13 protein-coding genes are annotated in these 13712 nt (G+C 67.5%); 1 reads left to right on the forward strand and 12 read right to left on the reverse strand.

The window, feature by feature from the left end; translation table 11 throughout:
• Positions 1-5: 5 nt before the first annotated feature.
• Genes JL11_RS15765 through JL11_RS15775 form a run of 3 tightly spaced genes read right to left on the reverse strand, consistent with a single transcriptional unit; the run spans position 6 to position 2991 of the window.
• Positions 6-1043: a sensor histidine kinase gene (locus JL11_RS15765; protein ID WP_082382734.1), complete on the reverse strand. Its 1038-nt coding sequence runs from the start codon at positions 1041-1043 to the stop codon at positions 6-8.
• A gap of 2 nt (positions 1044-1045) precedes the next feature.
• Complete coding sequence (locus JL11_RS15770) at positions 1046-1468, reverse strand: response regulator (RefSeq protein ID WP_224761032.1); 423 nt, start codon at positions 1466-1468, stop codon at positions 1046-1048.
• Positions 1465-2991: a sensor histidine kinase gene (locus JL11_RS15775; RefSeq protein ID WP_054767033.1), complete on the reverse strand. Its 1527-nt coding sequence runs from the start codon at positions 2989-2991 to the stop codon at positions 1465-1467. The genes JL11_RS15770 and JL11_RS15775 overlap by 4 nt, the downstream gene beginning before the upstream one ends.
• Positions 2992-3123: 132 nt before the next feature.
• Here JL11_RS15775 and JL11_RS15780 point away from each other — a divergent pair, with 132 nt between their 5' ends.
• A complete protein-coding gene (locus JL11_RS15780; RefSeq protein ID WP_054766493.1) occupies positions 3124-3834 on the forward strand; it encodes a hypothetical protein in 711 nt (236 codons plus the stop codon).
• Here JL11_RS15780 and flhA read toward each other — a convergent pair.
• From flhA to JL11_RS15825, 9 genes are all read right to left on the reverse strand, one after another.
• Complete coding sequence (flhA, locus tag JL11_RS15785; RefSeq protein WP_054766494.1) at positions 3831-5921, reverse strand: flagellar biosynthesis protein FlhA; 2091 nt, start codon at positions 5919-5921, stop codon at positions 3831-3833. The two genes, JL11_RS15780 and flhA, sit on opposite strands and share 4 nt — an antisense overlap.
• 10 nt (positions 5922-5931) lie before the next feature.
• A complete protein-coding gene (gene bla / locus JL11_RS15790; RefSeq protein WP_231681337.1) occupies positions 5932-6798 on the reverse strand; it encodes a class A beta-lactamase in 867 nt (288 codons plus the stop codon).
• Positions 6799-6830: 32 nt separating this feature from the next.
• The gene (gene flbD, locus JL11_RS15795; protein ID WP_054766495.1) at positions 6831-8246 is read right to left on the reverse strand and encodes a sigma-54-dependent transcriptional regulator FlbD; all 1416 of its coding nucleotides are present in this window, start codon (positions 8244-8246) and stop codon (positions 6831-6833) included.
• A gap of 46 nt (positions 8247-8292) precedes the next feature.
• Positions 8293-8625 (reverse strand): flagellar motor switch protein FliN, encoded by a 333-nt coding sequence (gene fliN / locus JL11_RS15800; protein ID WP_054766496.1) that lies wholly within the window; start codon positions 8623-8625, stop codon positions 8293-8295.
• Positions 8625-9272 (reverse strand): flagellar assembly protein FlbE, encoded by a 648-nt coding sequence (locus tag JL11_RS15805; RefSeq protein WP_054766497.1) that lies wholly within the window; start codon positions 9270-9272, stop codon positions 8625-8627. The genes fliN and JL11_RS15805 overlap by 1 nt, the downstream gene beginning before the upstream one ends.
• A 1-nt stretch (position 9273) precedes the next feature.
• Entirely contained in the window at positions 9274-10308 is a 1035-nt protein-coding gene (gene fliG / locus JL11_RS15810; protein ID WP_054766498.1) for a flagellar motor switch protein FliG, read from the reverse strand.
• Complete coding sequence (gene fliF / locus JL11_RS15815) at positions 10308-11954, reverse strand: flagellar basal-body MS-ring/collar protein FliF (protein ID WP_054766499.1); 1647 nt, start codon at positions 11952-11954, stop codon at positions 10308-10310. Before fliF ends, fliG begins: the two co-directional genes overlap by 1 nt.
• An 88-nt stretch (positions 11955-12042) precedes the next feature.
• Positions 12043-13062: an alpha/beta fold hydrolase gene (locus JL11_RS15820; RefSeq protein ID WP_054766500.1), complete on the reverse strand. Its 1020-nt coding sequence runs from the start codon at positions 13060-13062 to the stop codon at positions 12043-12045.
• The gene (locus JL11_RS15825; protein WP_054767035.1) at positions 13059-13661 is read right to left on the reverse strand and encodes a uracil-DNA glycosylase family protein; all 603 of its coding nucleotides are present in this window, start codon (positions 13659-13661) and stop codon (positions 13059-13061) included. The genes JL11_RS15820 and JL11_RS15825 overlap by 4 nt, the downstream gene beginning before the upstream one ends.
• Positions 13662-13712: the final 51 nt, after the last annotated feature.

Consider the following 13712-nt stretch of genomic DNA (forward strand, 5'->3'; position numbering starts at 1 on the left):
CGACCTTAGAGGTCGAACGCCAATTTGGCGCGCACGCCCTTGTGCGCCGCGTCGAACTCGACGGCTGAGCGCAGGCCCGAGGCCATGGCCGAAATGATCTTGCCGCCCAGGCCGGTGCCCTTGGGTGTTCCGTCGCCCAGACCCGGCCCGTCGTCTTCGACCGTCAACAGGGCGCGATGCTCGCCGTCCGGCTTCAGACTGATGCGTATCTCCCCGCCCTGCCCAGGCTGATAGGCGTATTTCACCGCATTGGTGACCAGTTCGGCGACGACGACGCCCAGGGACACGGCCTGGTCCGTCGTGACCCAAAGAGGAGCGACGTCGATGACCAGACGCGGCGAACCTTCACCGGGCCCGAGCGACTTGGACAGCTCGTCCATCAGGCCTTGCAGATATTCGTCCATGGCCACCCGGCTCATGTCGCCGGAGGTGTAGAGGCGGCGATGGACGTGGGCCACGGCCTCGATCCGGGCCTGGGATTCGCGCAGGGCCTCTCTGGCGCCTTCATCGCTGATGTGGCGCATCTGCAGGGACATGAAGCTGGACACCAGCTGCAGCGAATTGCCGACGCGGTGATTGACCTCGCGCAGCATGGCCTCGGCGCGGTCGCGGGCCAGACGAATCTCTTCCTGGGCGATCTCGTTCTCGCGCTGAAGCCGCCGGCGCAGCAGGGCGTCCTCCAGGGCCGACCGCAGCAGGGAGGTGAAGTCCTCGGACACGTCCTTGATGACATAGTCCGCCGCCCCGGCGCGCAGGGCGGCGACGGCGATCCGCCCGTCCTGGGCCCCCGTCACATAGACCACGGGCGGCGGCGCCGGCAGGGCCAGGATGTCCGGCAGGACGTCCAGACCGTCCCGGCTGGGCATATAGTGGTCCAGGGCGCAGATGTCGTATTCGTTGGCGGCGAGCAGCTCCAAACCCGCGTCGCCGTCCGGGGCGCAGGTGACGGCATAGCCGTGGCGGGTCAGTTCCTTCTCGACCAGCCGCGACAGGCCGCGGTCGTCGTCGATGTAGAGCAGACGGATGGGGCCGGACAGTCCGATCGTTAAATCTCCGGCGCCTGCATGACCGAAAGGAAGAGACCCAGCTGACGGATCGCGCCGGCGAAGGACTCATAATCGACAGGCTTGGTGATGTAGACGTTGCAGCCCAGGTCGTAGCAGCGCTGGATTTCGACCTTGTCGTCGGTGGTGGTCAGAACCACGACGGGCGCCCGCTTCAAACGGTCGTCGGCCTTCACCTTTTCCAGAATGTCCGTGCCCGACATGTCGGGCAGGTTCAGGTCCAGCAGGATCAGCAGCGGGCCGTTGGCCAGGATTTCCGCGCTGAACAGATAGTCCAGAGCGGCCCCGCCCTCATCGAAATGCTTGATCTCGTTGCTGATGTTGGCGCGACGGATGTTCTTTTCGATCAGTTTGGCGTGACCGTGGTCATCCTCGACCATGATGATTTTGACGGCTTGCGTCACAGTACGCCTCCAGGTTCCGACAGGATCAGTCGTTTGGGGAATTTCAGGAGGAAAGTCGAGCCCTTGCCAAGCTCGGACTCGATATCGATCGTGCCGCCGATGCGCCGAACGCTGTTGCGGACGAAGGCCAGGCCCAGGCCCTCGCCTCTTCGGTCCTGTTTTCCGGAGCGCCGGAACAGTTCGAAGATGCGTTCGTGGTCCCGCGCGGCGATGCCGCGACCGTTGTCGGCGACCCGGTAGACGACCCAGCCGCCGGGCAGGTCTTCGCCGGATATGACAATTTCGCCAGGGCGGCCGGCGTCCAGATATTTGACCGCATTGTCGATCAGATTGCCCAGAATCTGTTCCATCGACAGGCGGTCGCTTTCGATCGACGGCAGGGCCTCCACCAGGATCTGGGCGCCGGCGGCCTCGGTCTGATGGTGAACGCTGTCGGCGATGTTGCGAGCCATGGCGGTCATGTCCAGGGTCTCCGGCAGGAGATTGCGACGCCCCTCGCGCGACAGGCGCAGGATGGCGTTGATGAGCCGGTCCATCTTTTCGGTCGAGGCGCGGATGAAGCCCAGGGCCTCGGGCATGTCTTCGCGCACGGCGGTGACGATGTCGGCCGACACCTCGCGTTCCGCCTCGGCCTCGGCCACCCCGCGCTCGATGATCTTTCCGGCCTGCTCCAGTTCGGAGGTGTAGCCCATCACATTGACCAGGGGCGCGCGCAGATCGTGGCTGACGATATAGGCGAAGCGCTGGATTTCCTCATTGGCGCGGGTCAGGGCGGCGGTGCGGTCGCGCACCATGTCCTCCAGGCCGGCGTTGATGGCGGCCACCTCCTCGCGCGCGTGCTGAATCTCGCCGACATAGCGCCGCACCATCCAGGCCGAGAGCAGCGCAAGGACCAGGACCAGCAGGCCGGTGATGGCGTTCATCACCACGGTCATCATGGCGGCGCGCTCGGACACGCGGGTCCGTTCGGCGATGCGCGCGGACTTGAAGGCGTCGAAATCGTCGATGGTCTGGCGCAGCTCGTCCATATAGCGTTTGCCTTCGCCGGACCGCACCGTCTGGATCGCTTGGCCTATGCGGCCCTCACGCGCCAAGGCCAGGGTCGCCTCCATCTCCCTCAGCTTGGCGTCGGAGAGCCTACGGATTTGGGCCACCGGCGCCCGGAGCGTCGGGTCGGCCGCCGCGCCTTCTTCGAGAAACGCCAGGGCAGGCTCGCGCTCCGCGCGCGCCTCCTCAAAGGGCGTCAGGAAATCGCTGCGGCCGGTCAGCAGAAAGCCGCGTTGCGCGGTCTCCGCATTCAGCATGGAGATCAGGACCGTGCGCGACTGGCGGCGCATCTGCTGGGCGTGTTCGATCGCATCGTTAACCGTGGCGGTGCGCTGTATCATGACGAAGGTCGAGATGTTGACCGTCAGCAGCAGGACGAAGGCCAGGACCAGCAGGCCGGTGACGGATCGCGCCAGGGAGGGCGTGCGCACAAAATCGCTGAACCGCGACCAGCTTTGGCTCGAGGGAAGTTTCATGCGGCGCAGCATTAGCGGCGACCGAGGCTGCGTCAAACGGCAGTCACACGAAACTCTTGGGCCTTTCGCGTCTTCTGATGAGTATGGTCTGGCTTGCCGGTCTGCGGCGGGCGGAAAACGGGGGGAAGAGCGATGATCTGGTGGTGGTGGATTTTACCGGCGGCGGCGGCCCTGATTGGCCTGGTTCTGCTGGTCCGCGGCTTGCGCGCCCTGTTCGGCGGCAGGGCGGTGCGGGGCGTGGCGGGCGCGGCGCTCGGCGGCGGCGTCCTCTGGCTGGCGTCCCTGGCGACCCTGTTCGGCCTGAACCTTCAGACCTACGACCGGCTGACCTATGAACGTCCGGTTGCGAGCCTGGAACTGAGGCGCCTCGGGCCGCAGTATTATGAGATCGAGCTGACGCCCCTGTCGCAGGACAGGCCGGCCGCAGCGACCCTCTATCCTGTCCACGGCGACGACTGGCGGATCGACGCCCAGGTGCTGAAGTGGAAACCTTGGGCCAATGTGCTGGGCCTGGATTCCCAATATCGGCTGGAACGCCTGTCGGGTCGCTATCGCACGGTCGAACAGGAGTTGACCGCCGAACGCAGCGCCTATGATCTGGCGGCCATCGAGGAAAACGCCCGCAACGGCGCCCTGCCCTATAAGGTCGAGGCCTGGGACGCGATCCGGCGTTACCGGCGCTACATCGACGCCGCCGATACCCTCTACGGCTCGGCCGCCTATATGCCGATGGCCGAGGGCGCGCGCTATGAGGTCTGGATCACCCAGTCCGGCCTGATCGCCCGCCCGGTCAATGAGGCCGCGCGCGCCGCCTCCGCCGGCGGCTGGACGGTCGCCGACTAGACCTGGCCCAGGGTCCGAAGCTTGGCGCGGGGGTGGATTTCGTTCTGGCTCATGACCACCGTCTGGCCCCGGAACCGCTCGATGATCGAGCGGACATAGGGGCGAGTCTGGGGCCCGGTCAGCAGGACGGGATTCTCGCCGGACATGGCGATCCGTTCGAAGGTGTCGCGGACGGCGCGGATGAAGTCCTGCAGCCGCGACGGCGCCATGGCCAGCTGCTTGTCCTCGCCGCCGCCGATCAGGCTTTCGGCGAAGGCGTTCTCCCATTCGGGCGACAGGGTGACGATCGGCAGGGCGCCGTCGCCGCCCTGGTGCTGCCAGCACAGCTGACGGGCCAGGCGGGCGCGGACGTGTTCGACCAGGGTGGTGACGCTGGTGCTGTGGGGCGCGGCCTCGGCCAGCCCTTCCAGAATGGCGGGCAGATCGCGGATCGAAACCTTCTCGCGCAGCAGGGCCTGAAGCACCCGTTGCAGGGTGGTGACGCTGACGACGCTGGGGATCAGCTCCTCAACCAGCTTCTTCTCTTCGGTTCCCAGCTCCTTCAGCAGCTTCTGCACCTCGCCGTAGGACAGCAGGTCCGCCATATTCTCCTTCAGGATCTCGGTCAGGTGCGTCGTCAGGACCGTGGAAGGATCGACCAGCGTATAGCCGTGGAAGGTCGCTTCTTCGCGCAGGGTTTCGCTGATCCAGGTGGCGGGCAGGCCGAAGGCGGGCTCGCGCATATGTTCGCCCGGCAGATCCACCTGGCCCCCCGCCGGGTCCATCGCCATCAGATGCCCTAGACGCACCTCGCCCGCCCCAGCCTCCATCTCCTTGATGCGGATGGCGTAGCCCTGGGTCGGCAGGCGCATATTGTCCAGAATGCGGACCTGCGGCATGACGAAGCCGTATTCCTGGGCCAGCGATCGACGGAGCGCCTTGATCTGGTCGGTCAGACGCCGCCCTTCCAGATCATTGATCAGGCTGAGCAGCGAATAGCCCAGCTCGATCTTGACCTCGTCGATCGTCAGCACGTTCGAGATCGGCTCTTCGACCTCCTCCTTGGGGGCGGCCGCAGCGGCGACCTCGGCCTCCGTCGGCTGGGGCTTGAGCCGTTGGCGGCCCAGGCGCCAGGCCATGAAGCCCGAACCGATGGCCAGGGCGGCAAAGGGGATCAGCGGCATGCCGGGGATCAGGCCGATCAGACCCGCCGCGCCCGACACCACGCCCAGAGACACCGGATTGGTGGCCAGCTGGGTGACCAGGGCCTTGTCCGCCGTGCCCTCGACGCCCGCCTTGGACACCAGGAAGCCGGCGGCGATCGAGATGATGATGGCCGGCACCTGGGTGACCAGACCGTCGCCGATGGTCAGCTGCACATAGGTGTTGGCGGCGTCCATGGCCGGCATGCCGTGCTGCAGGGTGCCGATCAATATGCCGCCGATGGCGTTGATGAAGGTGATGATCAGGCCTGCGACGGCGTCGCCGCGCACGAACTTCGAGGCGCCGTCCATGGCCCCGAAGAAGGTCGATTCCTGCTCCAGCTCCTTGCGGCGCAGCTTGGCCTGGTCCTCGGTGATCAGGCCCGACGACAGGTCAGCGTCGATCGCCATCTGCTTGCCCGGCATGGAGTCGAGGGTGAAGCGGGCCGAGACTTCGGCGATCCGGGTCGAACCCTTGGTGATGACGACGAAGTTCACCACCAGGATGATGGCGAAGATGATCACACCGATGATGAAGTTGCCGCCCATCATCAGCTCGCCGAAGGCGTTGATCACCTGGCCGGCGCTGTCGTGCCCCTCCTGCCCCTTGGTCAGGATCAGCCGCGTCGAGGCCAGGTTCAGGCCCAGGCGGAAAAGGGTCGAGACCAGCAGAACCGTCGGGAAGATGGCGAAGTCCAGCGGCTTCTTCATCATCACGGCGGTCATCAGGATCAGCACGGACGAGACCAGCGAGATCGCCAGCAGCAGGTCCAGAAGCATCTTCGGGACCGGCAGGATCAGCAGCATGATCACGCCGATCACGCCGACCGCCATCAGCACTTCGCCGCGGTTGACCCAGCTCAGCACGTCGCGCCCGGTGGGGCGCGCCATGCCGTCCTTCATCATGATCGGCGCATCAGTCACGGCCCAGGGCCTTCAAGACGCGGCGGGTCGCCTCGGCGATCACGGCGTCGCGCTGATCCTCCGTCGCCGAGGCGGCGCCGGTGAAATAGGCGGCGATGATGACCGGCGAACCGCTGAGCGGGGTCAGCATGCCCACGTCGTTCGTCGTGCCGCGGGCGCCCGAACCGGTCTTGTGCGCGACGCTCCAACCCTCGGGCGCGCCCGCCTTGATCCGGTTGGGGCCGGTCGGGGAGGCGGTCAGCCAGCCGTGCAACAGGGCGTCGTGCGCCGGCGTCAGTCGATCGCTGAAGGCCATTTCGCGGATGTTGGCGACGGTCTGTTCCGGCAAGCAGGTGTCGCGCGGATCGTCAGGCAGGGCGGTGTTCAAGTCCGGCTCCAGACGAGAGATGACGGTCGTCGTGTCGCCGAAGGTCGGCCACCACGAACGCCATACGCCGATTCCGCCCATCTCGCGGATCAGGATATTGGCGGCCGGATTGTCGCTGACCTCCACCGCCGCCTGCATCAGTTCGCGGATGGTGAGCGTCCGCCCCACCGCCTTTTCGGTCACGGGCGCATGGGGAATGATGTCGGCCGAGGTGATGCGGACCGGCCGGTCCAGCCTTTCCTCGTCCCGCTGCACCCTTTGCAGGACGGCCGCCGCCAGAAAGGGTTTGAAGGTCGAGCAGAAGGGAAACCGCTCCTGGCTGCGCCACAGCGCCCGCACCCCGCTGCCGACGTCCAGGGCGGCGACGCCCAGCCGCCCGCCCCACCGCGTCTCCAGATCGTTCAGGAACAGGTCCGGGGCCGCCTCGGCCTTGACCTTGGTCTGGCTGCGCGGCGTGCAGGCGGCCAGGCCCAGCGCGCCTGCGCCGGCCATCAGCCTCCGCCTGTCCAGACCGCGCCCCATGCTCAGGCGGCGTAGCCCGAGGCCGAAACGCCGGACTGCGGGGCGGGAATGACCGTCCCCTCCTCGGCGTATTCGTTAAGCTTGTTGCGCAGGGTGCGGATGGAGATGCCCAGGATGTTGGCCGCATGGGTGCGATTGCCCAGACAGTGGGTCAGGGTGTCCAGGATCAGGGTCTTCTCCATCGCCGCCACCGTCTGGCCGACGAAGCTGCGGGTCACGGCGTCGGCCGCCTGGGCCGCCCGGGCCGCAACGCCGCCGCCATAGGGGTTCCCCACGGCCGCCGTTCCCATCATGCCGCCGCCTTCCGCCGTCAGCGGCTGGCCGTCCGGCAGGCGGATGGCGTCCACATCGATCTCGGGTCCGGTCGCCAGCAGCACGGCCCGGTGCATGGCGTTTTCCAGCTCACGGACGTTGCCGGGCCAGCGGTGGGCGCTGATCGCCTGACGCGCCCGCGCCGACATCGGCCGCTCGGGCACGCCGTTGGCCGCCGCATATTTCTTGATGAAGTGATCGGCCAGCACCCCGATGTCGCCCGGCCGTTCGCGCAGGGCCGGCAGGCGCAGATTGACGACGTTCAGCCGGTACAGCAGGTCCTCGCGGAACGTGCCTTCCGCCACGGCCTTGGCCAGGTCGCGGTTGGAGGTGGCGATGATGCGGATATTGACCGGCACGGGCTTGGAGCCGCCGACCCGGTCGATCACCCGCTCCTGGATGGCGCGCAGCAGCTTGGCCTGGAGCCGGGCGTCCATCTCGGAGATTTCGTCCAGCAGCAGGGTGCCGCCGTCGGCCTCTTCGAACTTGCCGATCCGGCGGGCGACGGCGCCCGTGAAGGCGCCCTTCTCGTGACCGAACAGTTCCGATTCCAGCAGATTATCGGGAATGGCCGCGCAGTTGACGCTGATGAAGGGCTTTTCGGACCGGCGCGAATGGTCGTGCATGTAGCGCGCCATCACCTCCTTGCCGACGCCGCTTTCGCCGGTGATCAGGATGGAGGCTTCGGAGCGCGCCACCTGATCGGCCAGTTGCAGCACCGCCTTCATCGCCGGATCGGCCGAGATCATCGGCTTTTCGTCGTCGGCGACGGCGGCCAGGACCGCCGCTATCATCTCCGCATCGGGCGGCAGGGGGATGAACTCCTTGGCCCCGGCCTTGATGGCGGCGGCCGCCTCGCGGGCGTCGGCGTCGACCCCGAAGGCCACCACCGGCACAGTGATCCGCTCGGCCTCGTTCGCGGCGATCAAGGCGGCGATGTCGAGCTGATAGTCGACCATCAGCAGGTCGGCGCCCTGCCCCCGTCGAAGCTGTTCTGTCGCCTGATCCGCGCGCTCGACGTGACTGACCTTGGCGCCGTGCGCCATGGCCATCTTCACCGCCGAAGCGAGCTGTCCGCTCAGTCTGCCTACCACCAGAAGACGCATCGTTCTTCTCCTCTAATCCTTCACCCGGTCCGACGCGCAGCGCGCGTCAGCCGCCCGAGTCCTCAGTCTTGATGATTTCCGTCATGGTCACGCCCAGCCGATCCTCGACCACGACGACCTCGCCGCGTGCGATCAGACGGTTGTTGACGAAAATGTCGATCGCCTCGCCGACCTTGCGGTCCAGCTCCAGCACCGAACCCTTGTTCAGCTTCAGCAACTGAGCGACCGACATGTGCGACTTGCCCAAAACGGCCGAGATATTGACCGGAACCTCGAACACCGTCGCCAGGTCGGCGGCGGTTTTTTCGCCCGCGTCGTCGGCGACGGCCAGGGCGGTGGAGTCGGGAAATTCCTCGAGCGATAGATCGTCGGAGGCCATCAGAACTCACTCCGGTCGGTGTGGATTGGGGGTTCGGCGTGTCCCGCCTCGGCCGCCAGGGCGGCGCTCAGGGCCTCCGCGACGCGGGCGGCGGAACCTTCGGGATCGTGATCGGCGCGACCGTCGGCCCACTCCAGCTGGAAGGCGGCGACCGCCATGCCGGGTTCGTCGCGGAAGGCGACGACGCCGGTGAAGCCGCTGTCGGCGCAGGCCTGTTCGATTTGGCCGCGCACCACCTCGTCCAGGCCCGAGGCCCGGATCACCAGGCGCGGCGAGGCGTCGATCTCTTGAGCCAGGGACTCCAGGGCGGCGCGCAACGGCGCCTGGGGGAAGCGGTGCAGGGCGGCGTCGGCGATGGCCCGCGCCGCCGCCAGGGCCAGGTCGGCGGACTGTTCGCGATGGGTCTGGGCGACGGTTCGCAGCGACGGCAGGGCGGCGGCGGCGGCCTGGGCGATGTTGGTCAGGGCCATGGCCCGGATGTTTTCGACCTCGGCGAGGGCCTCCTGGCGCGCCTCCAGCCGGGCGGTGGCGACCAGGGCCTCGACCTCTGCGGGCATGTAGCTGCGTTTGACCGGCTTCCAGGCGCTTGCGCGCACCACCGCGCCGTCGGCGTCGAACTCGGTGTCAAAGGCGAAGGGGGTGCTCATGTCAGTAGATCAACTCGTCGTCGGAGCCTTGGCCGGCCAGCATGATCTCGCCGCGCGCGGCCAGATCCTTGGCGACCTGGACCATGGCCATCTGGGCCCCATCCACGTCCTTCAGCCGCACCGGCCCCATGGACTCCATGTCTTCGCGCAGGATCTTGGCGGCGCGTTCGGACATGTTGGAGAAGAACATCTCCCGCAGCCCTTCGGAGGCCCCCTTCATCGCCAGGCCCAGCGAGTCCTTGTCCACGGCCCGCAGAAGGGTCTGAACCCCGCCCGGATCCAGCTTGGACAGGTCTTCGAAGACGAACATCAGGGCGCGGATGCGTTCGGCGGATTCGCGGTTGCGCTCTTCCAGGGCGCCGATGAAGCGCGCCTCGGTCTGTCGGTCGAAACTGTTGAAGATGTCGGCCATCATTTCGTGGCTGTCGCGCTTGGAGGTGCGCGCCAGGTTCGACATGAATTCGGTGCGAAGGGTCGCCTCGATCTTGTCCAGGATTTCGCGCTGGACAGGCTCCATCCGCAGCATCCGCTGGACGCATTCCAGGGCAAAATCCTCCGGCAGGGCCGTCAGCACCCGGGCGGCGTGGTCGGACTTCACCTTGGACAGGATGACGGCGACGGTCTGGGGATATTCGTTCTTCAGATAGTTGGCGAGAACCGCCTCGTTCACATTGCCCAGCTTGTCCCACATGGTCCGGCCGGCCGGACCGCGGATTTCCTCCATCAAGCCGTCGACGCGATCCTTGGGCAGGAAGGCGCTGAGCAGCTTCTGGGTCTGTTCGAAACTGCCCATGACGGCGCCCGTGCCCGACAGGCCGGACACGAACTCCAGCATCAGGGCCTCGACCGCCTCGGCCGTCACATTGCCCAGGGTCGCCATGGCCTGGGAGATCTCCTTGACCTCCTCGTCGTCCAGCCTCTCCCACAGGGCGGTGTGGTCTTCGCCCAGGGCCAGCAGGATGACGGCCGCCTTCTCGGGGCCGGTAAGCCGATTGGGGTCCTCGATGACCGGCTTTTTCGAAACCAGCTTGGCCATCAGCCTTCCGCCACCCAGTTGCGCAGGATGTTGGCGGCCTCGTCAGGATGGGCCTGGACGAAGTCGGCGACCTTCTTGACCGAAGACGCCTTCACCTGCCCTTCGATACGGGCAATGTCGATCTTCTGGTCCATTTCGTTCGGCGCAGGCAGTTGCACCAGCTGGGGCTGGCCGTCCGGGCCGATGACGGTCGTGGTCAAGGTGGCGACCGGCGTGCCGTCCGGGGCCGTCAGAGCCGGCGCTCCAGGACCGGCCGCCCCGCCCGAGCCGGCCGTCTTCAGCAAGGGCCGCAGGACGAAGAAGATCAGCAGCAGCGCCACTGCCGCCAGGATGCCCAGCTCGATCAGCCGCATGACGTCGGTCTTGGAGAAGTCCAGCAGCGAAGGCTTGTCGTCCAGCCCGCCGGGCAGGCCGGTGTCGCGGTTGAAGCGGACGTTGATGACCTCGATCTTGTCGCCGCGGGCCTCGTCTATGCCGGCCGCCGCCGCGACCAGGGACTTGATCTGAGCGATCTCCTCGGCCGAGCGCGGCGCATAGGTCGGCTCTCCCTTGCCGTCGGCGGCCGGGGTCCATTTGCCGTCCACGGCGACGGCGACGGCCAGCTTCTTGACCTCGCCCGGCTCCTTGGTGGTCGTGGTGGTGGTGTTGGAGATTTCGTAGTTTGTCGTCTCGGCGTTCTCGGCGGTGGTCGAGCCGGCCGGGGTGGTCGCGGGCGGGGCGCCGCCGGGGATGTTGTTCGCCGCCGTCACGCCGCCGTCGTTCTGGCCCGTAGTGTCGGACGACTGCGAGCCGTTGGCCGTGGTCGAGCGCACGACCTGGCCGTCGGGATCGAACTTCTGTTCCTGGGTGGTGGAGCGGCTTTGGTCGATGTCGGCCGTCACCTGGACCCGCGCCGAGCCGACGCCGACGACGCCCTCGACGATGTCCTTGATGCGCGCCTGAAGCTGGGCCTCGGTATTGCCCTTGGTTTCGGCCGCAGAGGCCGAGGTGAAGCCGCCGTCGTCGCCGGCCGCCAGCGTGCGGTTGTTCTGATCGGCCACCGTGACCCGGTCCGGCTTCAGATTGGGCACGGACGAGGCCACCAGATTGCGGATGGCCCGCACCTGATCCGCCGTCAGATCCCGCCCGCCCAGGCCGACCAGCACGGCGGCGGTGGGTTCGCCCGCAGCAGCGGTGAACATCTCGCGACGCGGCATGGTGATGTGGACGCGGGCGGCGGTGATGCCGCGCATCGACATGATGGTGCGGGCCAGTTCGCCTTGCAGGGCGCGCTGTTCGTTCAGCTGCTGCTGGAACTCGGTCTGCCCCAGGACCGACTGATTGTCGAAGATTTCGTAGCCGACCGAGCCGGAGGTCACGAGCCCCTTTTCGGCGATCAGCATCCGCGCCGTGCCCACGTCGTCGCGATTGACCATGACGGTCGAGCCGTCGCCCTTGGAGGCGTATTTGATGCCGGCCTGTTGCAGGGCGGCGGTGATTTCGCCGGCCTCGCGCAGATCGAGATTGGAATAGAGCAAGGCGTCCGGCGCCTGGCCCACGCGCAGCATGACGGCGACCAGGACGGCGGTCACGCCCGCGGCGACGCCGAGGACGGCGGCCAGACGACCGATCCCGAACTTCTGCAACGCCGCCGTAAAGCCGCCCACGCGCCCACGCCCCAAACTCACGGGAGACACCGACGCCCCGCTAGGCAGAAAATGCCGTGTCGATGGTAAATGGGCCGTTAAGAGACCTTTACGGGCGAACCGCCGCTTCCAGCTCAGGCAGGACCGGGGGCGCGCCGGACGGCAGGGCCGCCCTGGGATCCTTCAGCCAGGCGGCGATGTCGCGATAGACGATCTCGGCGTCCAGATCGCGGTCCAGCAGGTGCCAGCTGTCGGGATACCAGGCCGTCTTCAGGGCGCCGCCCTCGGCCACGGCCCTTTGCAGGGCCTTCTTCATCTGATCTCTTTTGACGATCTCATCGTGCGCCCCGTACATCAGAAGGGCGTCGCCGCGGATGCGGCCCAGGCTGCGCGACGCCGTCTCCATCAGATCGACCAGGCCGTAGATGGTGTCGAACCGGGTGGCCAGGATGCTTTGCGGGTCGCGGCCGTTGCGGACCAGCTCCAGCGTGTTGCTGGAGGCGTGGATGTCGCGCGTGATGAAACTGGGCGGCTCCAGGGCCACGCCGCCCGCCAGACGCGCGGCGATGTTCAGGACGGCGCTGTTCAACGGCCCCTGGGTCGACCAGCCCCAGACGCCGGGCGCCAGCAGCACCACCCGGTCGGCGTCGGGCGGATCGCCCGATCCGAAGGCGGCGGCGGCCACCGATCCCCCCATGCTCTCGCCGACCACGGCGATGACGGCATGGGGATGGCGCGCGCGGGCCAGGGCCGTCGCCTCGCGCAGGTCCTGGGTCATCTTGGCGGTCCCCGCCCAGACGCCCCGCCCCGGCGCCGCGCCGAAGCCGCGCTGGTCATAGGCCCAGGTCTCGATTCCCTGTTCGGCCCACCAGGGTCCGGCCAGTCGGAAGCTGGCGGCGTGGTCGTTCATGCCGTGCAGGGCGACGATGACCGCCCAGGGCTCGCGGTCGGTCGGGCCCCAGCGCATCAGAGGCAGACGCGCCCCGTCCGACATGACCAGGGCGCGATCCTCCACGTGCGGCCCGGCGAAGCCCGGCGGAGGCGTCATCGGCGGCTGGATATGGGGCGCGGCGCAACCGGTCAGGCCCAAGACCAATCCTACGGCCGCGATCAGTCCTCTGGAGGTCATGCGCGCATCCTCATCGGCTTTAAGATCGAGGCGACGCGCATCCGCAGATAGGGGATCACCTCGTCCTCGAACCACGGATTCCGCCTCAGCCAGGCCGTATTGCGCCAGGACGGGTGCGGAAGCACCAGATGGCTGGGGGCGTAGTTCCGCCAGGCCCGCACCGTCTCGGTCATATTACGTTGGGTTCGTGCGCCCAGGGCCCAGGCCTGGGCATAGCCGCCGACCAGCAGGGTCAATTCCATCTGCGGCAGGGCCTGCATCAGCGGCGGCCGCCACAGCTCGGCGCATCGGGCGGGCGGCGGATAGTCGCCCCCTTTCGGCGCCGTGCCGGGATAGCAGAAGGCCTGGGCCGCCACCCCGATGCGGCGGTCGGCGTAGAAGGTCTCATAGTCCACCCCCATCCAGTCGCGCAGCCGGTCGCCGGACGGATCGGTGAAGGGCAGGCCGCTTTCATGCACCCGCCGCCCCGGCGCCTGGCCGCAGATCAAGAGCCGTGTCTCGGGAAAGACCCGAACCACCGGGCGCGGCGTATGCGGCAGCACGCCCGCGCAGGCGCGACAGGCGCGGATGTCGCTCAGAAGGGCGTCGAGACTTCCCACGCCCCGCTCATCCCCGCGAAGGCGGGGACCCAGATCATTGGGGGCTTCCCT

It is taken from the genome of Brevundimonas sp. DS20 (genome assembly GCF_001310255.1).
Lineage (GTDB): Bacteria > Pseudomonadota > Alphaproteobacteria > Caulobacterales > Caulobacteraceae > Brevundimonas > Brevundimonas aurantiaca.